This window comes from Actinokineospora enzanensis DSM 44649 (assembly GCF_000374445.1).
Taxonomy (GTDB): Bacteria; Actinomycetota; Actinomycetes; order Mycobacteriales; family Pseudonocardiaceae; genus Actinokineospora; species Actinokineospora enzanensis.
In genome coordinates, this window is the sequence record NZ_KB894442.1 from 39,588 (window position 1) to 63,066 (window position 23,479).

24 protein-coding genes are annotated in these 23,479 nt (G+C 70.6%); 3 read left to right on the top strand and 21 right to left on the bottom strand.

What is annotated here, in order from left to right:
- Window positions 1–5: 5 nt before the first annotated feature.
- The 10 genes from nuoI to C503_RS0132365 form a co-directional block, all read right to left on the bottom strand.
- Window positions 6–536, bottom strand: coding sequence for an NADH-quinone oxidoreductase subunit NuoI (gene nuoI, locus C503_RS0132320; protein WP_018686374.1), 531 nt, complete (start codon window positions 534–536; stop codon window positions 6–8).
- The gene (nuoH, locus tag C503_RS0132325; protein WP_018686375.1) at window positions 533–1,837 is read right to left on the bottom strand and encodes an NADH-quinone oxidoreductase subunit NuoH; all 1,305 of its coding nucleotides are present in this window, start codon (window positions 1,835–1,837) and stop codon (window positions 533–535) included. The genes nuoI and nuoH overlap by 4 nt, the downstream gene beginning before the upstream one ends.
- Entirely contained in the window at window positions 1,834–4,272 is a 2,439-nt protein-coding gene (locus tag C503_RS0132330) for an NADH-quinone oxidoreductase subunit G (protein ID WP_018686376.1), read from the bottom strand. The genes nuoH and C503_RS0132330 overlap by 4 nt, the downstream gene beginning before the upstream one ends.
- On the bottom strand, window positions 4,269–5,561 hold the full coding sequence (gene nuoF, locus C503_RS0132335) for an NADH-quinone oxidoreductase subunit NuoF (protein WP_018686377.1): 1,293 nt from the start codon (window positions 5,559–5,561) through the stop codon (window positions 4,269–4,271). The genes C503_RS0132330 and nuoF overlap by 4 nt, the downstream gene beginning before the upstream one ends.
- A complete protein-coding gene (nuoE, locus tag C503_RS0132340) occupies window positions 5,558–6,418 on the bottom strand; it encodes an NADH-quinone oxidoreductase subunit NuoE (protein ID WP_051114995.1) in 861 nt (286 codons plus the stop codon). Before nuoE ends, nuoF begins: the two co-directional genes overlap by 4 nt.
- Window positions 6,415–7,752 (bottom strand): NADH-quinone oxidoreductase subunit D, encoded by a 1,338-nt coding sequence (locus C503_RS0132345; protein ID WP_018686379.1) that lies wholly within the window; start codon window positions 7,750–7,752, stop codon window positions 6,415–6,417. Before C503_RS0132345 ends, nuoE begins: the two co-directional genes overlap by 4 nt.
- Window positions 7,749–8,549, bottom strand: coding sequence for an NADH-quinone oxidoreductase subunit C (locus C503_RS0132350; RefSeq protein WP_018686380.1), 801 nt, complete (start codon window positions 8,547–8,549; stop codon window positions 7,749–7,751). The genes C503_RS0132345 and C503_RS0132350 overlap by 4 nt, the downstream gene beginning before the upstream one ends.
- 4 nt (window positions 8,550–8,553) lie before the next feature.
- Window positions 8,554–9,105: a NuoB/complex I 20 kDa subunit family protein gene (locus C503_RS0132355; protein ID WP_018686381.1), complete on the bottom strand. Its 552-nt coding sequence runs from the start codon at window positions 9,103–9,105 to the stop codon at window positions 8,554–8,556.
- A 14-nt stretch (window positions 9,106–9,119) separates the two neighbouring features.
- Entirely contained in the window at window positions 9,120–9,512 is a 393-nt protein-coding gene (locus C503_RS0132360) for an NADH-quinone oxidoreductase subunit A (protein WP_026316926.1), read from the bottom strand.
- Between the two features lie 492 nt (window positions 9,513–10,004).
- Complete coding sequence (locus tag C503_RS0132365) at window positions 10,005–11,309, bottom strand: geranylgeranyl reductase family protein (protein ID WP_281170551.1); 1,305 nt, start codon at window positions 11,307–11,309, stop codon at window positions 10,005–10,007.
- 99 nt (window positions 11,310–11,408) lie between these two features.
- Between C503_RS0132365 and C503_RS43775 the strand changes: the two genes are divergently transcribed.
- Window positions 11,409–12,140 (top strand): DUF4328 domain-containing protein, encoded by a 732-nt coding sequence (locus C503_RS43775; protein WP_018686384.1) that lies wholly within the window; start codon window positions 11,409–11,411, stop codon window positions 12,138–12,140.
- Here the strand turns inward: C503_RS43775 and C503_RS0132375 are convergent.
- From C503_RS0132375 to C503_RS0132385, 3 genes are all read right to left on the bottom strand, one after another.
- Complete coding sequence (locus C503_RS0132375) at window positions 12,137–12,826, bottom strand: demethylmenaquinone methyltransferase (RefSeq protein ID WP_026316927.1); 690 nt, start codon at window positions 12,824–12,826, stop codon at window positions 12,137–12,139. The genes C503_RS43775 and C503_RS0132375 overlap by 4 nt on opposite strands.
- An 89-nt stretch (window positions 12,827–12,915) precedes the next feature.
- On the bottom strand, window positions 12,916–14,025 hold the full coding sequence (locus C503_RS0132380; protein ID WP_018686386.1) for a glycosyltransferase: 1,110 nt from the start codon (window positions 14,023–14,025) through the stop codon (window positions 12,916–12,918).
- A 73-nt stretch (window positions 14,026–14,098) separates the two neighbouring features.
- Entirely contained in the window at window positions 14,099–15,214 is a 1,116-nt protein-coding gene (locus C503_RS0132385; RefSeq protein ID WP_018686387.1) for a glycosyltransferase family 4 protein, read from the bottom strand.
- Between the two features lie 176 nt (window positions 15,215–15,390).
- On the opposite strand from C503_RS0132385, the gene C503_RS0132390 reads away from it, so the two are divergent.
- Both C503_RS0132390 and C503_RS0132395 read left to right on the top strand, forming a co-directional pair.
- Complete coding sequence (locus C503_RS0132390; protein ID WP_026316929.1) at window positions 15,391–16,221, top strand: inositol monophosphatase family protein; 831 nt, start codon at window positions 15,391–15,393, stop codon at window positions 16,219–16,221.
- Between the two features lie 120 nt (window positions 16,222–16,341).
- The gene (locus C503_RS0132395; RefSeq protein ID WP_018686389.1) at window positions 16,342–17,100 is read left to right on the top strand and encodes an alpha/beta fold hydrolase; all 759 of its coding nucleotides are present in this window, start codon (window positions 16,342–16,344) and stop codon (window positions 17,098–17,100) included.
- A 49-nt stretch (window positions 17,101–17,149) separates the two neighbouring features.
- Here the strand turns inward: C503_RS0132395 and C503_RS0132400 are convergent, their stop codons facing one another.
- The 8 genes from C503_RS0132400 to C503_RS41635 form a co-directional block, all read right to left on the bottom strand.
- A complete protein-coding gene (locus C503_RS0132400) occupies window positions 17,150–18,730 on the bottom strand; it encodes a phosphoenolpyruvate--protein phosphotransferase (protein ID WP_018686390.1) in 1,581 nt (526 codons plus the stop codon).
- A complete protein-coding gene (gene paaE / locus C503_RS0132405; RefSeq protein ID WP_018686391.1) occupies window positions 18,727–19,782 on the bottom strand; it encodes a 1,2-phenylacetyl-CoA epoxidase subunit PaaE in 1,056 nt (351 codons plus the stop codon). Before paaE ends, C503_RS0132400 begins: the two co-directional genes overlap by 4 nt.
- A 2-nt stretch (window positions 19,783–19,784) precedes the next feature.
- A complete protein-coding gene (gene paaD, locus C503_RS0132410) occupies window positions 19,785–20,276 on the bottom strand; it encodes a 1,2-phenylacetyl-CoA epoxidase subunit PaaD (protein WP_018686392.1) in 492 nt (163 codons plus the stop codon).
- Window positions 20,270–21,157 (bottom strand): 1,2-phenylacetyl-CoA epoxidase subunit PaaC, encoded by an 888-nt coding sequence (gene paaC, locus C503_RS0132415; RefSeq protein WP_018686393.1) that lies wholly within the window; start codon window positions 21,155–21,157, stop codon window positions 20,270–20,272. Before paaC ends, paaD begins: the two co-directional genes overlap by 7 nt.
- 74 nt (window positions 21,158–21,231) lie before the next feature.
- Entirely contained in the window at window positions 21,232–21,519 is a 288-nt protein-coding gene (paaB, locus tag C503_RS0132420) for a 1,2-phenylacetyl-CoA epoxidase subunit PaaB (RefSeq protein ID WP_018686394.1), read from the bottom strand.
- On the bottom strand, window positions 21,516–22,442 hold the full coding sequence (gene paaA / locus C503_RS0132425) for a 1,2-phenylacetyl-CoA epoxidase subunit PaaA (protein WP_018686395.1): 927 nt from the start codon (window positions 22,440–22,442) through the stop codon (window positions 21,516–21,518). Before paaA ends, paaB begins: the two co-directional genes overlap by 4 nt.
- A gap of 61 nt (window positions 22,443–22,503) precedes the next feature.
- Entirely contained in the window at window positions 22,504–22,977 is a 474-nt protein-coding gene (locus tag C503_RS0132430) for a DUF3592 domain-containing protein (RefSeq protein WP_018686396.1), read from the bottom strand.
- 212 nt (window positions 22,978–23,189) lie between these two features.
- Window positions 23,190–23,479: IS30 family transposase (locus C503_RS41635; protein WP_018683200.1), on the bottom strand; the 290-nt coding region annotated here is incomplete at its 5' end.

The following is a 23,479-nucleotide window of genomic DNA, read 5'->3' on the forward strand; positions in this document are numbered from 1 at the left end:
CGCGCTCACTTGGCCACCTCGTTGTTCCGCGCGGCCAGCTGCGGGCCGTTCACGTAGTAGTCCTGCTCGTTGTCGCCCAGGCGCATCGGGTGCGGCGGCTGCTCCATGCCCGGCAGCAGTGGCGCCATCAGCTGTTCCTTGGTGTAGATCAGCCGCTGCCGGTCGTCGTCGGCCAGCTCGAAGTCGTTGAGCATGGTCAGCGACCGGGTCGGGCAGGCCTCGATGCACAGGCCGCAGCCGATGCAGCGCAGGTAGTTGATCTGGTAGTCGGCACCGTAGCGCTCGCCAGGGGAGTAGCGGGCGTCCTCGGTGTTGTCGCCGCCTTCCACGAAGATGGCGTCCGCCGGGCAGGCCCACGCGCACAGCTCGCAGCCGACGCACTTCTCCAGCCCGTCCGGGTGCCGGTTGAGCTGGTGGCGGCCGTGGTAGCGCGGCGCGGTGCCGGGGAAGTTCTCCGGGTACTCCTCGGTGACGACCTTCTTGAACATCGTCGAGAAGGTGACGCCGAAGCCCTTGAGCGGGTCGAAGATGCTCACTGCTGTGTCTCCTTGTCCGCGCCCCGCTCCGGACCGGCGCCGACCGCGGCGCGCTCCCGCCTACGGCGGACCCGCGGCTTGAGGTTTTCCTTGTCCGGCACCCGAAGGTCGAGCGGCGGCACCGGGTAGCCGCCGCCGGTGACCGGCACCTGCTCGTCCGGCGGCACCGCCCGGTCGGGCAGCAGCAGGGCGACCGCGATGAGCACCACCACGACGACCGCGACGATCCACACGATGGACCCGCTGGAGATCGACTGGTCGTGCCGGATGGCGCGCAGCGCGACCACCGCGACGATCCACACCAGGTTGACCGGGACCAGGACCTTCCAGCCCAGCCGCATGAACTGGTCGTAGCGCAGCCGGGGCAGCGTGCCGCGCAGCCAGATGAACACGAACAGGAACACCGCGGTCTTGCCGAAGAACCACAGCAGTGGCCACCAGCCGGTGTTGAAGTAGTTGCCGTCGATCAGCGAGATCGGCCACGGGGCCATGTAGCCGCCGAAGAACAGGGTGGTGCAGAAGGCCGAGACGATGACCATGTTGACGTACTCGGCGAGGAAGAACAGCGCGAACTTCATCGAGCTGTACTCGGTGTGGAAGCCGCCGACCAGCTCCGACTCAGCCTCGGGGAGGTCGAACGGGGCCCGGTTGGTCTCGCCGACCATGGAGATGAAGTAGATGACGAAGCTCGGCGCCAGCAGGTAGAAGTACCAGCCGCTGTGCTGCGCGTCGACGATGTCGCCGGTGGACAGCGACCCGGAGTAGAGGATCACGGCCACGATGGACAGGCCCATGGCGATCTCGTAGGAGATCACCTGGGCGGCCGAGCGCAGACCGCCGAGCAGCGGGTACGGCGAGCCGGACGCCCAGCCCGCGAGCACGATGCCGTAGACGCCCATGGACGAGCAGGCCAGGATCACCAGCACCCCGACCGGCAGGTCCACCAGCTGCAGCACGGTGCGCTCGCCGAAGATCGAGACCTCCGGGCCGAACGGGATCACCGAGAAGGCCAGGAAGGCCGGGATGGTGGACATGATCGGGGCCAGGAAGTAGACCTTCCGGTCCGCGGTGTCCGGGATGACCTGCTCCTTGAACGGGAGCTTGATCGCGTCCGCGATGGACTGGAACCAGCCGCCCGGACCGACCCGGTTGGGGCCGGGCCGGTGCTGCATCCTGGCCACGATCTTGCGCTCCAGCACGATCATCGCCATGGTCGAGAGCGCGCCGAGCAGCAGCAGCACCACGGCCTTGATCAGGATCAGCCAGAGCGGGTCGTCGGCCAGGAGTTGGGCCCTGGTCATGCGTTGCCTCCACTAACCGTCACCACGGCACCGTGGCCGACCCCGAGGGTCCGGCGCACGGTCGAGCCCGGGGAGTTGCCCGGCAGCCAGACCACGCCGTCCGGCAGGTCGGCGATCTGGACCGGGACGGTGACCGCGCCGCGGTCGGTGGCCACCCGTGCGGTGCCCGCCACGCCCAGGTCCGTCGCGGTCTTCAAGGACAGTCGCGCGTAGACCGGCCGGGCGGTGCCCGCCAGGTGCGGCTCACCGTCCTGTGCGGACCCGTCGTCCAGCAGCTGGCGCCAGCTGGCCAGCACGGCCTGTCCGGCACCGGCCTTGGCGGGCGCGGCCGCGGTCTCCGGCGCACCGGCGGTGCGCGCGATCGCGGGCAGCCGGGCCAGGTCAGCGGCGCTGGCGGCGGAGGTCTGGGTGAACAGGTCGACGTCCATCTCGACCGCGAGCGAGTCCAGGACCCGGCCGTCCGGCAGCGCGCCGGTGCCCTCCAGGGTGTGGCCGAACTCCCGGCGCCTGCCCTCCCAGTTGAGGTAGCTGCCGGACTTCTCGACCGCGGGGGCGATCGGCAGCACGACGTCGGCGAGCGCGGTGACCGCGCTGTGCCGCAGCTCCAGGCTGACCACGAAACCGGCCTCGGCGATGGCACGCAGCGCCAGCTCCGGGTCGGCCAGGTCGTACGGGTCGACCCCGCCGATCACCAGGCCGTCCAGCTTGTGGTTGTCGGCCGCGTCCAGGATGGCGTCGGTGTCACGGCCGACCCGGGTGGGCAGCGCGCCCTCGGCCAGGCCCCACACCTGCTCGACGACCGCGCGGGCCTTGTCGTCGCCGACCAGGCGGCCGCCGGGCAGCAGGTTCGGCGCGGCACCCGCGTCCAACGCGCCGCGCTCACCGGCGCGGCGCGGGATCCAGGCGAGCTTGGCGCCGGTGCTGTCCGCCAGCCGCAGCACGGCGCTGAGCAGGCCGGGCACCTGGGCGGCGCGCTCGCCGACCAGGATGACCGCGCCCGCGGCGCCGAGCGCCTCGGCGACGTCCGGCGCGTGCGCGGCCAAGCCGTCCAGCGCGGCGGGCTCGCCGCCGGGCACGCAGGCCAGCAGGGTGCCGTTGGTCTTGGTGACGCTCGGGCTGGTCCACTGGCCGAGGTGGAACACCTTGGTCTTGTTCTTGCGGGCTGCCTTGCGCAGCCGCAGGAACACGATCGGCGCCTCCTCCTCGGGGTCGAGGGCGACCAGCAGCGCGGCCGGTGCCTGCTCGATGCCCCGGAAGGTGACCCCGGTGTCCGGCGTGGTGCCGACCACGGTGGACGCCAGGAACTCCAGCTCTTCGGCGGAGTGCGGCCGGGCCCGGAAGTCGATGTCGTTGGTGCGCAACGCGATCCGGGCGAACTTGCCGTACGCGTACGCGTCCTCGACGGTCAGCCGACCGCCCGCCAGCACCCCGACGCCCTTGCCGTCGCGGGCCTTGACCAGCCCGTCCGCGGCCACCTGGAGCGCCTCGGTCCAGCTGGACTCGACCAGCGCTCCGGTCTTCGCGTCACGCACCAGCGGCCGGGTGATCCGGTCGGCGGCGGTGGCGTAGCGGAAGGCGAACCGGCCCTTGTCGCAGATCCACTCCTCGTTGACCTCGGGGTCGTCGCCCGCGAGCTTGCGCATCACCTTGCCGCGCCGCCAGTCCGTGCGCTCCGCGCAGCCGGACGAGCAGTGCTCGCACACGCTCGGGGTGGACACCAGGTCGAACGGCCGCGACCGGAACCGGTAGGCGGCACTGGTCAGCGCGCCGACCGGACAGATCTGGATGGTGTTGCCGGAGAAGTAGCTCTGGAACGGCTTCTCCTCGGCGATGCCGATCTGCTGCTGGGCGCCGCGTTCGAGCAGCTCGATGAACGGGTCGCCCGCGATCTGCGCGGAGAACCGGGTGCAGCGCTGGCAGAGCACGCAGCGCTCACGGTCGAGCAGCACCTGGGTGGACACCGGGATCGGCTTGGGGAACGTCCGCTTGGTCTCCACGAACCGGGATTCCGTGCGGCCGTGCGCCATGGCCTGGTTCTGCAGCGGGCACTCGCCGCCCTTGTCGCAGATCGGGCAGTCCAGCGGGTGGTTGATGAGCAGCAGCTCCATCACGCCCTGCTGCGCCTTGTCCGCCACCGGCGAGGTCAGCTGGGTGTTGACCACCATGCCGTCGGCGACGGTGATCGTGCAGGAGGCCTGCGGCTTGGGCATCGGGCGCCCGCCCATCTCGACCTCGACCAGGCACTGCCGACAGGCGCCTGCCGGGTCGAGCAGCGGGTGGTCGCAGAACCGCGGGATCTGGATGCCCAGCCGTTCCGCGGTGCGGATGACCAGCTCGCCCTTGGGCGCGTCCACCACGTGGCCGTCGACGGTCAGCCGCACGTGTCCCTCGGGGACCGGCTTGGTCTCGACGGGGTTCTCCGGCGCGATGGTCATGACTGCGCTCCTACAAGTGCCCTGTTCTTGTCACAGAGGGCGAGGAATTCGTCCCGGAAGTACTTGATGCCGCTGGTGATCGGGCTGACCGCACCGTCACCGAGCGCGCAGAACGAGCGGCCCAGGATGTTGTCGCAGATGTCGAGCAGGGTGTCGATATCGGACTCGGTGCCCTTGCCCTCGACCATCCGCTCCAGGATGCCGGTGAGCCAGTAGGTGCCCTCGCGGCACGGGGTGCACTTGCCGCAGGACTCGTGCTCGTAGAACTGGGTCCACTTCATCACCGCCCACGGCACGGACACGGTCTCGTTGAAGACCATGACCGCGGTGGTGCCCAGCATCGAGCCCGCCGCCGCGGCGCCCTCGAAGTCCAGCGGGACGTCGAGGTGCTCGGCGGTGAACATCGGCGTGGACGAGCCGCCCGGGGTCCAGAACTTGAGCGGGACGCCGTCCTTCATGCCGCCCGCCAGCTCCAGCAGCTCGCGCAGCGTGGTGCCCAGCGGCGCCTCGAACTGGCCGGGGTTGGTCACGTGGCCGGAGATCGAGTAGATCTTCGGGCCGGGCGACTTCTCGGTGCCCATGGTGCGGAACCAGTCGGCGCCGCCGTTGACGATGAACGGCACGCTGGCGATGGTCTCGACGTTGTTCACCGTGGTCGGCGCCGCGTAGAGACCGGCGGCGGCCGGGAACGGGGGCTTGAGCCGGGGCTGGCCGCGACGGCCTTCGAGCGAGTCGAGCAGTGCCGTCTCCTCGCCGCAGATGTAGGCACCCGCGCCCGCGTGGACGGTGATCTCGATGTCGAAGCCGGAGTCGAGGACGTTCTTGCCGAGGTAACCGGCCGCGTGTGCCTCGCGGATCGCCGCGTTGAGGCGACGGATGCAGTGCAGGGCCTCGCCGCGCACGTAGATGAAGCAGTGGTGCGACCGCATCGCGTAGGAGGCGATGATGCATCCCTCGATGAGGGAGTGTGGGTCGGCCATCATCAGCGGGATGTCCTTGCAGGTACCCGGTTCGCCCTCATCGGCATTGATCACCAGGTAGTGCGGCCTGTCCTCGTTGGGCGGCATGAACGACCACTTGATACCGGACGGAAACCCGGCACCACCGCGGCCGCGCAGACCGGAAGCCTTCACCAGCTCGACCAGCTGCTCGGGCGTGCCGCCGAGCGCCTTGCGCAGCGCGGTGTAGCCCTCCAGCTGCTCGTAGGTCTTGATGGACCACGACGTCGGCGACAGCCAGCGCTTGGTCAGCACCGGGGTGACCGGTGCGGGCTTGTTCGGAGTGGTCACTTCTTCTCCACCTCCGGCAGGGGCGGGTTCGGCATGGCGGGCGCGGTCCAGCCGCGGTCCTCGGCCAACTTGGCGCCGCGCAGGGTTTCCACCGCCGCGCTCGGGCCGTCCACAGTGGACCGGTAATCGGCCTCGTCCTCAGGCCAGAACCCGGCCAGCTCCAGCTCCGCGGTGCGGAAGTCGCGCAGCGGGGCGCCGCGCGTAGGCGCGGGCTTCTCGCCGCGGCGCAACGCGTCGACCAGCTCGACGGCCTTCTCCGGGGTCTGGTTGTCGTAGAACTCGTAGTTGACCTGGATGACCGGGCCGAGGTCGCAGGCCGCCAGGCACTCGGCGTGCTCCAGCGTGATCGAGCCAGGCTGCCCCGGCTCGCCCACGGTCTCGTTGTGGCCCAGGCGCTTGCCGCCCTCACCGAGGTGCTCGCCGAGCTTCTTGTAGATGTCGTCGCCGCCCAGCACCGCGCACAGAGTGTTGGTGCACACGCTGACCAGGTGCTCGCCGCAGGTCTTGCGCTTGTACATGGTGTAGAAGGTGGCGACCGCGCTCACCTCGGCGGCGGTCAGGTTCAGCTGCTGGGCGCAGAACTGGATGCCCGCCTGGCTGACCCGCCCCTCCACCGACTGCACCAGGTGCAGCATCGGCAGCAGCGCCGACCGCGACTGCGGGTACCGCGCGATGAGCGCCCGCGCCCGCTCGACGGTCAGCGCGTCGAACACGCTCAGGTCCTCGGCGATGTCCGTGACCAGGTGCTCCGCGGCGACCGGTGAGACCCCGAGAACGTCGGTGTCGCCCACCGTCGCCTGGTATGTCTCACCCGCGCCCACGCTGGAGCCACCGTAAGTGGAACCGGTGCTGCTCAACGGTCACACCCTCCCATCACCGGGTCGATCGAGGCCACGGCCGCGATTACGTCGGCGACCATGCCGCCCTCGGACATCGCGGGCATCGCCTGCAGGTTCACGAAGCTGGGTTCGCGCACGTGCACGCGCAGCGGCCGGGTGCCGCCGTCGGAGACCAGGTGGTAGCCCAGCTCGCCGCGCGGCGACTCGACCGGCACGTAGACCTGGCCCGCCGGGACCTTGAAGCCCTCGGTGACCAGCTTGAAGTGGTGGATCAGCGACTCCATCGACTGACCCATGATCTTGCGCACGTGCTCAAGCGAGTTGCCCATGCCGTCCGGGCCGATGGTCAGCTTGGCAGGCCAGGCGACCTTCTGGTCCTCGACCATGACCGGGCCGGGCTCCAGCTTCTTCAGCGCCTGGTTGATGATCCGCAGCGACTGGTGGATCTCCTCCAGCCGCAGCAGGTAGCGGGCGAACGAGTCGGCCGCGTTCGAGGTGGGCACCTCGAAGTCGTACTCCTCGTAGCCCAGGTACGGCTCGGTCTTGCGCAGGTCCCAGGGCAGGCCTGCGGAGCGCAGGATCGGGCCGGTGATGCCCAGCGCCAGGCAGGCGTCCACCGGCAGGTAGCCGACGTCCTTGAGCCGGTTGCGCCAGATCGGCTGGCCGGTGAGCAGCTTGTCGTAGTCCGGCAGCCGCTTGGTCATGACCTTGAGGAAGTCCTTGACCTTGACCTCGTAATCGTCCGGCAGGTCCTGGGCGACGCCGCCGGGCCGGATGAACGCGTGGTTCATCCGCAGGCCGGTCAGGTGCTCCAGCAGGTGCAGGGCCTCCTCGCGCTCGCGGAAACCCGCGGTCATCGCGGTCAGCGAGCCGAGCTCCATGCCGCCGGTGGCCAGCGCCACCAGGTGCGAGCTGATCCGGTTGATCTCCAGCAGCAGCACCCGGATGACCTGCGCCCGGCGCGGCGCCTCGATGCCGAGCAGCTTCTCCACGGCCAGGCAGTAGGCGGCCTCGTTGGACAGCGGCGCCAGGTAGTCCATCCGCGTCACGAAGGTGACGCCCTGGGTCCAGGTGCGGTACTCGCAGTTCTTCTCGATACCGGTGTGCAGGTAGCCGATGACGCTGCGGGCCTGGGTGACGGTCTCGCCCTCCAGCTCCAGCACCAGGCGCAGCACGCCGTGCGTGGACGGGTGCTGCGGGCCGAGGTTGATCACGATCCGCTCGTCGTGGATCGCGTCCTCCAGCACGCTGTCCCAGTCGCCGCCGGTGACCGTGTAGACCCGGCCCTCGGTGGTCTCCCTGGACTCGGCCGGGACCTGCTCCCGCGAGTCCGCGTTCTGGCTGGTGGTCACGAGTACGACCTCCGCTGGTCCGGCGGAGGGATCTCCGCGCCCTTGTACTCCACCGGGATGCCGCCGAGCGGGTAGTCCTTGCGCTGCGGGTGGCCGTCCCAGTCGTCCGGCATGAGGATGCGGGTCAGCGCGGGGTGTCCGTCGTAGACGATGCCGAACATGTCCCACGTCTCGCGCTCGTGCCAGTCCGCGGTCGGGTAGACCTCGACCACCGAGGGCACGTGCGGGTCGTCGACGTCGACGGCCACCTCCAGCCGGATCCGGCGGCGGTAGGTCATCGAGGTCAGGTGGTAGACCGAGTGCAGCCGCTGGGCGATGTCCACCCCGTAGTCCACACCGGACACCGAGCTGCACAGCTCGAACCGGAGCGCGGGCTCGTCGCGCAGCAACCTGCACAGCGCGAGCAGGTGTTCGCGGTGGACGTAGAAGGTGATCTCGCCGCGGTCGACCGTGACCTGCTGGATCGCGTCGGCGGGGACGCCGTGCGCGGCCATCGCGGTGTTCAGGTCGTCGGCGAACTCGTCGAACCAGCCGCCGTAGGGACGCTCGGCCGGGGCCGGGCTGTAGCCGGGCAGCACCAGACCGCCGAAGCCGGAGGTGTCGCCGGTGCCCGCGACGTTGAACATGCCCTTGCGGGTCCGTCCGGCCTGGACCGGCTCGACCGGGACGGGCGTGCGGTGCGCGGCGTCGGTGCCGGGCTGCTGCAGGCCATCGGCGGGCTGCTGGGCGCTGGAGTGCGCGGCGCCGGTTTCCTTGCCCGCGTTCGCTTCCGGCGTGGTGGGAGTCTCGTCAGCCATTAGTTCACTTCTTCTTCGCGAACTTCACGGAGGAGGGGATCAGCTCCGTGCGGGCGCCGGAGGCCGCGCGGATGGCGGCCCTGGTGGCGTTGATCGGCTCGTCGCCGATCTTGGCGTGCAGCTTGAGGATCGCGTCCAGCAGCATCTCCGGCCGCGGCGGGCAGCCGGGCAGGTACATGTCCACCGGGACGACGTGGTCGACGCCCTGGACCACCGCGTAGTTGTTGAACATGCCGCCGGAGGAGGCGCACACGCCCATCGCCAGCACCCAGCGCGGCTCGGCCATCTGGTCGTAGATCTGGCGCAGCACCGGGGCCATCTTGTTGGTCACCCGGCCCGCCACGATCATCAGGTCGGCCTGCCTCGGCGAGGCGCGGAAGGCCTCCATGCCGAAGCGGGCGATGTCGTAGCGCGGGCCGCCGGTGGTCATCATCTCGATGGCGCAGCAGGCCAGGCCGAAGGTCGCGGGCCACAGCGAGTTCTTGCGCCCCCAGTTGACCAGCTTCTCCAGGCTGGCCAGCAGGACGCCGTTCGGCAGCTTCTCTTCCAGTCCCATTGCCGGTCCCCCTCTCAGTTCCAGTCGAGCCCGCCGCGCCGCCACACATACGCGTAGGCGAAGCCGACCGTGGCGATGAACAAGAAGATCTCGAACAGGCCGAACATCCCCAGCACGTCGGCCGACACCGCGAACGGGTAGAGGAACACCATCTCGATGTCGAAGAGGATGAACAGCATGGCCGTCAGGTAGTACGCGACCGGGACGCGGCCGCCGCCGATCACCGGCTGCGGGGAGGGTTCGATGCCGCACTCGTAGGCGGACACCTTGGCCCGGTTGTAGCGGCTCGGCCCGACCAGCGGCCCGAGCAGGGCGCTGAACACCGCGAACGCCCCGGCCAGCGCGAACATGACCACCAGGGGCAGGTAGACGCCCAGGTCGGTGGTGACGTCCGGGGGCTGGGCCAGGAACGATCGGGCTAGCGACTCCGTGACCGCTGAACTGAGCGTTGACACCCTCGTCGTCCTTTCCCGCGTCCTCCGCCCGGAACCCTATGGGCCGTGGGTCACACCACTGTTTGTTAGGCGGCCCTAACTGAGCGTTCCCGGCGTTTGTGAAAACATTCACAAGCTCGGCCTTGAGTTGTGAACGGCTTCACAAGCATCGGGCCCAGTGTAGGACCTTGCTCACAGCCCGAAACGCGACCCCCTCGGCAACTCTCCGTGAACAGCCGGTGATCGCCAGGAGTGCTCTGACCAGCGCGAACAGACCGCTTGCATGAGCTACCAGACCAATTCCGGCAACCCTGCCGAAACCTGGGAATGATTTTCGCCCGGACCTGCCGCAATCGCGACCCAAGGGCGCGACGACATCCCACTTACAGGTGAGAACACGACATCGACGGAGCGGACGGTCGCTCCCTCGTCCGTCGAGATTTCACCCGCCCGTGGACGACTCGCTCAGACGCTGGGCGTGACCCGGGTGGCGGCGGTGATCACCCGGTCGAACGCGTCGCCGTCCTTCGGGTCGTACAGCCCGGCCAGCAGCTTGAGGACCAGCTTCATCAGCGTCTTGCGCGGCAGCCCGTACTTGGTCGCCAGCCCCATCACGGTCGGGTTGCCGATCAGCCGGGAGAAGATGTTGCCCAGCCGGTAGTAGCTGCCCAGCGCCTGTTTGAGCGCCACCGGGTAGCCTTCCAGCGCTCGCTCCCTGGCCGGTCCCTCGGCCCGCGCCAGCGCCTGCACCACGCACTCGGCGGCCAGCCGGGCCGACTCCATGGCGTAGCCGATGCCCTCGCCGTTGAACGGGTTGACCATCCCGCCCGCGTCGCCGACCAGCAGCAGGCCCGCGCGGTAGTGCGGGGTGCGGTTGAAGCCCATCGGCAGCGCCGCGCCGCCGACCTTGCCGATCGCGTTGTGCTCGCGGAAGCCCCACTCCTCCGGGGTGCCGTCCAGCCAGGCCCGCATGAGCTGCCGGTAGTCGGTGCTGCCGAAGGCCGCCGAGGTGGACAGGATGCCCAGGCCCGCGTTGACCGTGCCGTCGCCCATGCCGAACAGCCAGCCGTAGCCGGGCAGCAGCACCGGGTTGTCCGGGTCGGTGCGGTCCCACAGCTCCAGGTGCGACTCCAGGTAGTCGTCCTTGCTGCGCGGGCTGGCGTAGTAGCGGCGGACCGCGACGCCCATCGGCCTGCTGTCGATCTTCTCCAGGCCGACCGAGAGGGCCAGCCGGGCGGACACGCCGTCGCAGGCCAGCACCAGCGGCGCCCGGTAGGTGACCGGCACCTTCTCCGGGCCCGCCTTGGCCGTCACGCCGACGACCCGGCCGTTCTCCACGATCGCGGCACCGACGGTGGTGCGCTCCAGCAGCCGGGCCCCGGCGCGCTGGGCGGTGCGGGCCAGCATCTCGTCGAAGTCCTGGCGCGGCCGCACCACCCCGTACGGCGGGAAGGTGGCCAGGTCGGGCCAGTCGAGCTCCAGGGTGATCCCGCCGCCGACCACGCGCAGGCCGCGGTTGTGCAGCCAGCCCGCCTCCTCGCGGGTGTCCACGCCCAGGTCGATGAGCTGCTTGACGCCGCGCGGGGTGAGCCCGTCGCCGCAGACCTTCTCCCTGGGGAAGGTGCTCTTCTCCAGCAGCAGCACGTCCAGCCCGGCGCGGGCCAGGTAGGTCGCGGCGGTGGACCCGGCCGGGCCCGCCCCCACCACGATGACCTCAGCGTCTTCCCCGGCCTTGCGCCTGCTCATCGCGCTCCTTGTGAAAGCCTTCACGTTCCTGGTGTGAAGTCTAGTGGCAGCTGAAACGTCCGAACTGTGATCAGCGATCCACCTCCGAACACGGACACGGTTGCCCGTTGGAGGGCGAGACAGATGAGCGAGCCCGACCCCGACCTGACCACGACGTCGCCACTGGGCATCGTGGGGCTCCCGCTCCCGCCGGAGGTGCCACTGGCCCGACCCGCGCGGGCGGCCCGGTTCATCGCCTCCGCCCTGATCCTGCTGACCACGGCCGTCGCCGGGCTCGCGGCCTGGCAGTCGTGGCGGACCTACTGGCTGGTCCGGGACGTGTACTCGGCGGTGCCGACGGTCACCCAGGACCAGCTCGACACCGCGACCCAGCGCGGCGACTGGCTCTCCTACGGCTGGCTGGGCGGCGTGGCGTTGTCCGGGATCGCGTTCCTGTTCTGGCTCTGGCGTGCCCGGATCAACTCCGCCCGCATCTGCGACGCGCCGCAGCGGCTGCGCATCCGCTGGTCGGTGCTGTCGTGGTTCATCCCCCTGGGCAACCTCTGGCTCCCCCAGATGGTCGTCGGCGACGTGTGGCGCGCCAGCCACCCGGACACCCCCGCCCGCGGCGGCGACCTGCGCGACGTGCGGGCCAGCAAGCTGATCGCGGTGTGGTGGGTACTGTTCCTGGCCATGCACGCGGTCGACCTGTTCGCGGTGAACCTGCTGGCGAAGGACGACACGGAGAAGACGTTCGAGTCGGTGTTCTTCGCCAACGCCCTCAGCGCGGGCCTGGCCGGACTGTGCGCACTGGCGGCGCTGACGGTGATGTGGCGGATCGACCGGTGGCAGGCGGGCCGCGAGCTGATCCGCTAGTCCGGGTTGGTCGCCCGGTGCAGGGCGACCACGCCGAAGGTCAGGTTCAGCCACTCGACGTCGCCCCAGCCGGCCTCGGCGATCAGCTCCGCCACCCTGCGCTGATCATGCCAGTCCCGCATCGACTCGGCCAGGTAGGCGTAGGCCTCCCGGTTGGACGAGAACGGCCGGGTCACGATCGGCAGGGCGCGCAGCACGGTGTTCCGGTAGAGCCACCGCAACGGCCGCAACGGCGGCTGGGACACCTCGCAGATGACCAGCCGCCCACCCGGCTTGACGACCCGACGCATCTCGGCGAGCGCGGCCACGGTGTCATTCATGTTCCGCAACCCGAACGACACGGTCACCGCGTCGAACGCACCACTCGCGAACGGCAGGTGGAACGCGTCGGCCGCGACCCTCGGCACACCCCGGTCCGAGCCGCCGCGCAACATCTCCAGGGAGAAGTCGGCGGCCACACACCAGGCCCCGGACCGCGCGTACTCCACCGTGGACACGGCGGTGCCTGCCGCGAGGTCGAGGACCCGCTCACCGGGAGACGCGTCCAACACCTGACGGGTCGTCTCCCGCCAGCGACGGTCGAAGCCGAGGGTCATGACCGAGTTCGTACGGTCGTAGCCCCGGGCAACCCCATCGAACATCTCCGCGATGTCACGCGGGTCCTTGTCCAAGCCGGCTCGGGCCATCATGTGCGCAGCGTACGAGGGTGTCCCCCGCGCTGGAACTCCGGCCGCGCATCGGCGTGTCAGGTGCGGGGTCCTGAGCGCCGGGAGGTTCAGGAGAGGCTCAACGCGGTCAGCATTCCGCGCACCGAGCTGGGCCAGTCGAACTCCTCGGCACGAGCACGGGCGGCAGCCCGCCGATCCGGCTCGGGCACCGACAACAACCCCTCCACCGCCCCGGCAAACGCAGGCGCGGCATCCGCCACGGCCTGTCCGCAATCCGGCCGCACGATCTCCGGCAAAGCCGACGAAGCCGAAACCACCACCGGCGTTCCGGAAGCCAATGCCTCCAGCGCCGCCAACCCGAACGTCTCATGCGGCCCAGGCGCCAACGAAACATCCGCAGTGGCAAGCAAACGTGCCACATCCGCCCGATCGGACACGAACCCCAGAAACGTCACCGGCAGCCCCACCGCCCTGCGGCGCAACGCCGACATCCGAGGGCCATCCCCCGCCACCACCAGCCGTACCCGATTCCCCATGGCACGCAGCTCGGCAAGCGCATCGATGCTGCGTTCCACGTGTTTCTCCGGCGATAATCGCCCACAATGCACCAGAAGCGCGTCAGCCCCCTGCGCCAATTCGGCACGCAAGGCACCGTCATGCCTGGTCGGCGCGAAAGTGGTCAGGTCGACCCCTAACGGAACCCTGGTCACGTTGGTAGCACCGATCCGGTCGAACTCGGCGCGGGCGAACGCCGTCGTGCACACAACCGTGTCGTAGTTGGCCGCCATCCGCTGGTTCGCCACGTCCGCGACCCGGCGGGCCAGCGGTCCCGGCATCAGGAACTGCTCCAGCAACCGATCCAGTCGTTCATGCGAGATCACCACGCTCGGCACGCCCCGCTCGGCCGCCCACCGGCCCATGCCGCGCAGGGTGAGCCGGTCGGACACCTCCAGCCGGTCCGGTCTCAGCCGGGAGAGCAGTGCGCCTACGCGAACCGGGTCGACCGCGCGGTAGCCGGCGGTACCGGGAATGCGCGGGGCGGGCAGGGTGATCCGTCGAACTCCGGTGGGTAGGTGCTCGTCACCCACTCGGCCACCGGGCACCACCAGTGTGACCTCATGTCCGGACGCCGCGTAGCCTGCGCCGAGGTGGTGCAGCGCGGTGCGCAGACCACCGGATCGTGGGCCGTAGAAGTTGGCCAGTTGCACAATCCGCATCGCTCAGGCCACCTTCACCAAGTCTACGCGACCGACTCATCCACCATGCACCACACACACGACACGGCGCGGGTCACGCCGCCTTGGACCGCCGGTCCAGTGCCACCGCGTCGTAGTGGCCAAGTAGTTCCTCGCACGCCGCGCTCCAGGTACGGCCGAGGACATCCGTACGGCCCGCCGCCCCCATGCGGCGGCGCAGCAGTGCGTCGGTGAGTCGTTCGACCGCCGGTACCAGCTGGTTCGGGAAGTCGTCCGGGTCCAGCAGGAAGCCGGTGCGGCCGTGGTCGACCAGGTCGCGCGGACCACCCGCGTTCGGCGCGATCACCGGTACCCCGGACGCCATGGCCTCCTGCACGGCCTGGCAGAAGGTCTCGTGCGGGCCGGTGTGCACGAACACGTCGAGACTGGCGTAGGCGGCGGCAAGGTCGGCTCCGTCACGGAAGCCGAGGAACGCGGCGTTCGGCATCCGCTCGCGCAGCGACCGCACGTCCGGCCCGTCACCGACCACCACCACCCGCACCCCGGGCAGCTGGTCGAGCACGGCCAGGTGCTCCACCCGCTTCTCCGGCGCGAGCCTGCCGACATAGCCGACGAGCAGTTCGCCGTCCGGTGCCAGCCGGGCCCGCAACTCACGGTCGACGTGTTCGGGTGCGAACCGGCGGATGTCCACGCCCCGGCCCCAGCGGTGGACACGCGGGATCCCGCGTCCGGTCAGGTCGCGCACCGCGGCCGACGACGGCGCCAGCGTCCGGTCGGCGTTGGAGTGCAGCCTGCGGATCCACCGCCACGCGGCCCGCGCGCCCCGGCTCAGCCCGTAGGAGGCGGCGAACCCGGCCACGTCGGTCTGGTAGACCGCGACCGTGGGCACGCCCAGCCGCCGCGCCGCCCACAGCCCGCCCGCGCCGAGCACGAAGGGTGAGGCCAGGTGCACCACGTCGGGGCCGAAGTCCGCCAGGTCGGCGAGCATCTTGCGGTTCGGCAGCCCGATCGGCAGGGAGGTGATCACCGGCAGGTCGACCGCGCGCACCCGGACGACGTCCGCGCCGAGATAACGGTCGGGCCCGGCACCGGGAGCCACCACCATCGCCCGGTGCCCGCGCTGGTGGAGATGTTCGAGCACCCGCAGGACGGAGTTGGTGACGCCATTCACCTGCGGCAGAAAGCTCTCGGTGACGATCGCGACGCGCACCCCTGGACCGTGGCACCCCACCCCTCCCACCCGGGGGTCGGCCGCGTGACAGTGCGGCGAACGACACCGGAACAGCAGGTGGGTACCGCCGGAATGACCAACTTTGGCCTGCCGGGCCCCGATCCGTCATCTACCGGACGCACACCGGCCACAACCGGTCGTCACTCTAGGTTGGCATGACGCTCTTGTCCTCCCGCTCGCGCCGACCAGTGGAGCCGGGACTGCTCTCCCGAGCCCTGGAGATCGCCGGGCGCCTGGCCAACGACGCCACGGACGTGATCATCGCGACCGCGGGCCGCGGGGCCAGGCCGGAGGTCTTGGACTCCCCGTTCGACTGGGTCACCGACACCGACCGCACGCTGGAGCGGCACACCCGGCGGGTGCTGACCGCCGAGTTCCCCGGCATCCCGGTGGTCGGCGAGGAGTTCGGCGCCGACGTCGGCTCGGACGACTCGGAGTACCGGTGGGTGGTGGACCCGGTCGACGGCACCGCGAACTACGTGGCCGGGGTGCCGTGGTGCGCCTACAGCCTGGCGCTGGTGGACGCGGAGGGCCCGGTGGTCGGCGTGGTCGCCGACCCGTATCGCAGCCAGATCTACGCGGCCGCGCGCGGTCGGGGCGCGCGGGCGAACGGGGTGCGGGTGTCGTTGATCGACCGGACGGACACGGCGGGCACGATCGTGTGCACGGAGTTGGCGCGCAACGGTCCCTGGCCGGGCATGGGCGGGTTCATCGAACGCGCGGCCGCGGCGCACGCCGGTGTGCGGGTGCTGGGCTCGGCCGCGTTGTCGGTCGCCCAGGTGGCCCTCGGTCACGCGTCGGCCGCCGTCCTGCACAGCTACCACGAGTGGGATGTGGCGGGCGCGGTCGCGTTGGCCCTGGAATCGGGGGCCGTCGTGCTGGACAGACGTGGCGAGGACGCGCCGCTGCCGGTCGACGGGCTGTTGGTGGCCGCGCCGGGGGTGGCCGAGACGGTGCTCTCCTGGTGGCAGGAAACGGCCGCCTGACCCGGCGCGGCCGGGCGGTCGCCCACGTCCATCGGACCGGTGGCGGCGCCGCGTAATCGAGTGAAGCTCTCACGTTCACACATTGACAAGCGCTTTCGTGGGGCGGTTGGCTGCCCTGTCATGAAGAGTGTGCACTCGTCCGATGGGACGAAGATCGCGTACGAGGCCGTGGGCTCGGGGAGCCCGGTCGTGCTCGTCGGCGGGGCGTTCAACAACCGTTCCTCCACTGCGGGGCTGGGCGCGCTCCTGGCCGACGCGGGCCTGACCGCGGTGTCCTACGACCGGCGCGGCCGCGGCGACAGCACCGACACGCCGCCCTACGCGGTGGAACGCGAGCTCGAAGACCTGGCCGCGGTGCTCGGCGACGTCGGCGCCACCGCCGTCTACGGCATGTCCTCGGGCGGCATCCTCGCCCTGCTCGCGGTCCAGCACGGTCTGCCGGTCACCCGGGTCGCCGTCTACGAGCCCCCGTACAACTCGGACAAGTCCGAGGACTTCGCCGACGAGCAGGACGCTCGGGTCCGCGCGGGCAACCGGGACGAGGCGGTCGAGGTGTTCCTGGCCTCGACGGGCATGTCCAGCGAGGCGATCGCGGGCATGCGGCAGGGTCCGGCCTGGGGGTACCTGGTGTCGTTGGCGCACACGCTGTCCTACGACGCCCGGATCGTCGCCCGCGCCTCGGTGAAGGACCTCCCGCAGGTGGGCACGGAGGCGCTGGTGGTCGACGGCGACGCGAGCCCGCCGTTCCTGCGCGCTGCCGCGAAGGCCGTGGCCGCGGCGCTGCCCAACGCGACGGCGGTCAGCCTGGCGGAGCAGACCCACAACGTGGACATCGCGGTGCTGGCGCCGGTGTTGGCGGAGTTCCTCGCCCGGCCCTGATATTCGTCCACTGTAGACATTGCCACCGGCTCGCGGGGAAGCCGGTGGTTCAGGTGGCGGTCAGTCGGATCGCGGTGTCGCGGGCTTGTTTCGCAGTGGACGCCGGGAGAACTGCCGTGGCGATCTCGCGGCAGGACGCGGAGTCATGCCGCGACAGCATCTCCCGAACCGGGCCTGCGCTGTTGGGCGTCATCGACAGGGAATCCACGCCCAATCCCGTGTAGACCAGGGCGAGCAACGGATCGGCCGCCGATTCCCCGCAGATCCCCACCGGTTTCGCCACGGCCAGCGCCGCGCTGACCACCCGTGCCACCAGGTCGAGGAGCGCGGGCTGCCACGGGTCGAGCAACTCGGCCAGTTCGCCGGACTCCCGGTCGGCCGCGAACGTGTACTGCGCCAGGTCGTTCGTGCCGATGCTGACGAAGTCCACCTCCGCGAGCACGTCTTCGGCGCGGAGCGCGGCGGCGGGGATCTCCACCATCACCCCGACGTGAGCGAACCCGTACGCACGCGCGGTCTCGGCGAACCGCGCGGCCTCGGCGGCGGTGGCGATCATCGGGGCCATCACCCACGGTTCGACGCCGGTGTCCTCGGCCGCCGCCGCGAGCGCGGTCAACTGGTCGGCCAACAGCTCCGTACGTCGCGTACCGCGAAGCCCCAATGCCGGGTTGGGCTCGGGCCTCGTCAGCAAATACGGCGGCGATTTGTCGGAGCCCACGTCCAACGTCCGCACGACGACGCGTCGACCCGCCAACGGCACCAGCACTTCACGGTATGCCGCGCGCTGTTCCTCGACCGTCGGCGCTTCTCTCCGGTTCAGGTAGAAGAACTCGGTGCGGAACAGGCCGACGCCGTCCATGCCCTCCGCCGGATCCGGTCCGCCGATGTTGGCCAGCAGCGTGACCGGCAAGGTCACCGCGGCGTCGGGGACACTGCCGACCTGGTGAGACGCGATGTCCGCGTCCGTCGGCGACACGATCACCTGACCGGTGCCGCCGTCCACCAGCACCCGCTGTCCATCCACAAGCGACTCCGCGACCGAGCAGGACAGCACGGCCGGGATGCCCGCAGCCCGAGCCAGGATCGCGGTGTGGCCGGTTGGCCCGCCCCGTGCGGTGATCACGGCCAGGACCTCGCCCGGGTCCAGCAACGCCGTGTCGGCGGGTGAGAGATCGTCGGCGACGAGGACATGGGGGTGGCCGGGCGTCGGGAGGCCCGGGGCCGGGAGGTCGAGCAGGTCGGCAACGGCCCGGTCGCGGATGTCGGCGAGGTCGTCGGCGCGTTCCGCGAGGTGGCCGTCGGCGAGCAGGTCCCGGTATCGGGCTATCGCCCGGTCGACGGCCCACGCGGCCGGGATGCCCTGGCGGACGAGGGCCTCGATCTCGGCGGCCAGGGCGGGGTCGCGGGCGATGACGGCCGAGGTGGTCAGAACGTCGGCCGCCGCGCCGTCGACGAGTTCAGCCCGTCTTTCCAGCTCCGCCGCCGTGGCGTCGAGCGCGGCCAACGCCCGGTCGGTGTCGTCGGTGCCGGGCGCGGGCATCTCGGCCGGGAGCTCCGGGGGCGTGCCGAGCCGGGCGACCGGGCCGGTGGCGACCCCCGGGCTGACGCCGAGGCCGCTGTGCGCGGTCACGCGTCGAAATCGACGGTGACCGACTCGGTGACCGGCAGGCCCTGGCAGGTGAGCACGAATCCCGCGTCGAGTTCGTGCTGTTCCAGTGCGTAGTTCCGCCGCATCTCGACCTCCCCGGCCACGACCTTCGCCCGGCACGTGCCGCACACCCCACCCTTGCACGCGAACGGCAGGTCGGCACGGACCCGCTGCGCGGCGTCCAGGATCGGCTCGTCATAGGGCAGGGCCAGGGTGGTCTCGCGGCCGTCGAGGACGACGGTCACCGACGCGGTCGGTCCGTCGGGGCGGCGCTCGTCGACGCGCTTGGGCGCGGGCGGCGGTTCGTCGACGTAGAACAGCTCGCGGTGCAGCCGGTTCGACGGGACGCCGCGCGCGGTGAGCACCGCGTGCGCGTCCTGGACCATCCCGAACGGGCCGCACAACCACCAGTGGTCGATATCGGCAGCCGGGACGACACGGTCGAACAGCGCGGTGAGCCGGTCCGCGTCGAGACGGCCGGAGAACAGTTCGACATCGCCCGGCTCGCGGGACAGTACGTGCACCAACTGCACCCGCGCCGGGTAGCGGTCCTTCAGGTCGGCCAGCTCCTCCGCGAACATCACGGTATCGGAGCGCCGGTTGGCGTAGAGCAGGGTGACGCGGGTGTCGGGTTCGGCGAGCACGGTCGCGGCGATCGAGAGCACCGGGGTGATACCCGACCCGGCCGCGATGAAGCCGTGGTGGCCGCCCGGCTCGACCACCGGGGTGAACCCGCCCTGCGGGGGCAGCACCTCCAGCAGGTCGCCGGGTTCGAGCGCGTCGACGAGGTGGCTGGAGAACAGCCCGCCCTCGACCCGCCGCACCCCGATGCGCGGCGCGGCGCCGACCGGCGCGCAGATCGAGTACGACCGGCGCTCCTCGTGCCCCTCGACGTCCTGGCGCAGCGTCAGGTACTGACCGGCTTTGAACGCGAATTGGTCGCCCAACCCGTCGGGAACCGCGAAGGTGATGGCCACGGCGTCGTCGCAGAGCCGGTCGACCCTGGCGACCGGGAGGGCGTGGAAGGCGCGCACGGTCAGAGTTCCTTGATCTGCTCGAACGGTTCGCGGCAGTCCTCGCAGCGACGCAGCGCCTTGCACGCGGTGGAGCCGAACCGGGACAGCTCGGTCGTGTCGACCGATCCACAGCGCGGGCACGGCACCCGGCGCGCGGGCGGCTCCAGGGTCAGCGGGATCGGCCCGACCGCGCGCGGCCCGATCCGCTGGGGCGGTGCGATGCCGTGGTCGGCCAGCTTGCGCAGCCCGGCGTCGCTGATCCAGTCGGTGGTCCAGGCCGGGTGCAGCACAGTGCGGATCTCGATGTCCGAATAGCCCGCTTCGACGAGGTCGGCTCGCAAATCGGCGCGCATCTCGTCCAGCGCCGGGCAGCCGGAGTAGGTGGGCGTGATGGTGACGACCACGCGGCCGCCCTCTTCGCGCACGTCCCGCAGCACGCCGAGGTCCGCCAGCGTGAGGACCGGCAATTCCGGGTCCACCACGGCCGAGACGATCTCCCGCGCGCTCACCACACCGCCCCCGGCATCGATCGGGCCACGTGCTGCAGCTCGGCGAGCAGGTGCCCCAGGGCCTGGGTGTGCACGCCGTCCCGACCCGCCCGACCCGCGAGCGCGGCGACCTGGGTGACCTCGGGCCGGTCGAGCTCGGCGGCGGACAGCACGGTGTCGAGCACCTCGGCCACCTCGGCCCGGACGTCCGCCGGGTCGACCGCCACCCCGCCGAGCGCGGTCTCCACCGGGTGCGTGGTGAAAAGTTCGTCGGTGTACGCCCACACCTGAGTCAGCCCGGCGATCATCCGTTCCCGCGAGTAGTCGGTGCCGCCCGCCAGCCGCAGCACCCACTGGGCGGCGTGATCACGGTGGTAGGCGAGTTCCTTGATCCCCTTCGCGGCCACGGCCGCCAGCACCGGATCCGCCGACGCGGTGAGTCGCTGGAACACGGCCAGCCGCCACGACGAGAACACCAGCAGCCGGGCGATGGTGGTCGCGAAGTCGCCCCCCGGGCCGGGTCCGCAGTCGATTTCCACCAGCCGCACGTTGCGGAACTCGCGTTCGTCACGCAGGTAGGCCAGCGCGTCCTCGTCCCGGCCCGCGTCCTCGACCTCGGCGGCCCGGCTGAGCAGCAGCCGCGCCTGCCCGAGCAGGTCGAGCGCGATGTTGGCCAGCGCGACGTCCTCCTCCAGCTCCGGCGCCCGCGAGCACCACTCGGCGAGGCGCTGGGCGTGGATGAGCGCGTCGTCGCCGAGCATCAGGCAGTACACCACCAGGTCGGCCCGCTCGACCCCGGCGGGCAGGGCTCGGTCGACGCCGGTCAGCGCGGCCGTGAAGCCGGTGCCGAACGCCCAGTGCTTCTCCTCGCCCTCGTCGGCGAGGGCCTCGTACGCGTTGTCCATACTGCCCACGATGTCCTTAAAAGATCGGCGGCCTTAGAAGATCGGCGGCCTTAGAAGATCGGCGGCCTTAAAGATCAGAGGTGCGGCACGTCGTCCGGGATGGCGTAGAACGTGGGGTGCCGGTAGACCTTGTCGCCGCTGGGGGCGAAGAACGGGTCCTTCTCGTCCGGGCTGGACGCGGTGATCGCGTCGGCCCGCACCACCCAGATGCTCACGCCCTCGTTGCGCCGGGTGTACAGGTCACGCGCGTTGCGCAGCGCCATCTCGTCGTCGGGCGCGTGCAGCGAGCCGACGTGCACGTGGTTGAGCCCGCGTTTGCCGCGCACGAACACCTCGTACAACGGCCACGATGCGTCGGTCATACCGCCCGCTCCCGCTTCTTCGCCGCGTAGGCGGCCGCCGCCTCACGCACCCACGCACCATCCTCGTGCGCCTGCCGCCGGTGCGCGACCCGCTCCGCGTTGCACGGCCCGTCGCCCTTGACGACCCGCCAGAACTCGGCCCAGTCGATCTCGCCGAAGTCGTGGTGCCCGCGCTCGGCGTTCCAGGCCAGCGCCGGGTCGGGCAGCGTGACGCCGAGCCGCTCGGCCTGCGGCACGGTCATGTCCACGAACCGCTGCCGCAGCTCGTCGTTGGTGTGCCGCTTGATCCGCCACCGCATGGACTGCTCGGTGTTGGCACTCTCCGCGTCCGGCGGCCCGAACATCATCAGCGACGGCCACCACCAGCGGTCCACCGCGTCCTGCACCATCTCCCGCTGGGCGGGCGTGCCGCGCATCATGGTCATCAGCAGCTCGTAGCCCTGCCGCTGGTGGAACGACTCCTCTTTGCAAACCCGGATCATGGCGCGCGCGTACGGCCCGTAGGAGGTGCGGCAGAGCGGGACCTGGTTGCAGATCGCCGCGCCGTCCACCAGCCAGCCGATGACACCGACGTCGGCGAAGGTGAGCGTGGGGTAGTTGAAGATCGAGGAGTACTTCTGCCGCCCCTCGACCAGGTTGCGGGTCAACTCGGCCCGGTCCGCGCCCAGCGTCTCGGCCGCGGCGTACAGGTAGAGCCCGTGCCCGGCCTCGTCCTGCACCTTGGCCAGTAGGATCGCCTTCCGCCGCAGCGACGGCGCCCGGCCGATCCAGTTCCCCTCCGGCTGCATCCCGATGATCTCGGAGTGCGCGTGCTGCGCGATCTGCCGCACCAGCGTCTTCCGGTACCCGTCCGGCATCCAGTCCCGCGGCTCCACCCGGTGCTCCGCGGCGACGACGCGCTCGAACTCGCGTTCCAGGTCCACGCGCCGATGTTACACCTGGGCGCCGATTTCGCCGAGAAGTGTCACAGCAGGTGCGCCCCGGTCAGATCCGGATCCGCCGCCGCGGCCGCAACCGCCGCACCTGCAACGGCCCCCGCCTGCGCAACCAGTAGAGAACGCCCCCCGACACCACCCACACGGCCAGCACGGCGGTACTCACCGGCAAAATCGTCAACGCCGCCCCCCGCCCGGCCACCCGCACGAGATCGGGGTTGCGCAGGTCGTACTCGACCCGCACGACCTGCCCCTCCTCCAGCGCCTCCGGGTACAGCACCCCCACCGTCGGCACGTGCTCCGCCCCATCCGGCGTCTGGAACCGCACCAACGTCCGCGCGAACGACACACTGACGACATCGGCGTTCGCGTTCCCGGTATGCCCCTCGATGGCCCCGTCCTCGACGAACGCCGCCACCACGAGCAACACCCCCAGCAGGGTCACCAACCCCGCCACCACCATCGCCACCAACGCCGCGATCGCCCGATTCCGCTCCGGCCGCCCCAGCTGCTCCTCCACCACGCCCCGAGCCTAGCCACCCACCCCGTCCCCCAGGTTGTCCACAGCCAAGATCATCCCTATTCGCTTTCTCCCGCCCCACCCGCATAAAATAGAAATCGGGGATCCCCTATTCCCGGGTACCCTCGCGCCGCCGCGCCCACCAAGATCCCCACTTATCCACACCCGCACAATTCCCCCACCCACCAAGCCGCCCAAACCACTAGTGCTTGACCTCATGTGGTCATTGCGCCACCGTGTCTGAGCAGGAGTTCGTTCATCTTCTCGACGGGTTTGTAGCCGCCGAGGGTCTCACGGGGACGGCCGTTGAGTTCCCGGGCGACCGCGTCGAGGTGAGCCTGGGAATGGACCGACAGGTCGGTCCCCTTCGGAAAATACTGGCGCAGCAGTCGATTCGTGTTCTCGTTCGTGCCCCGCTGCCATGGGCTGTGCGGGTCACAGAAATAGACCGGCATTCCGGTGGCCATGGTGAAGTACGCGTGATCGGCCATCTCGCTGCCCTGAT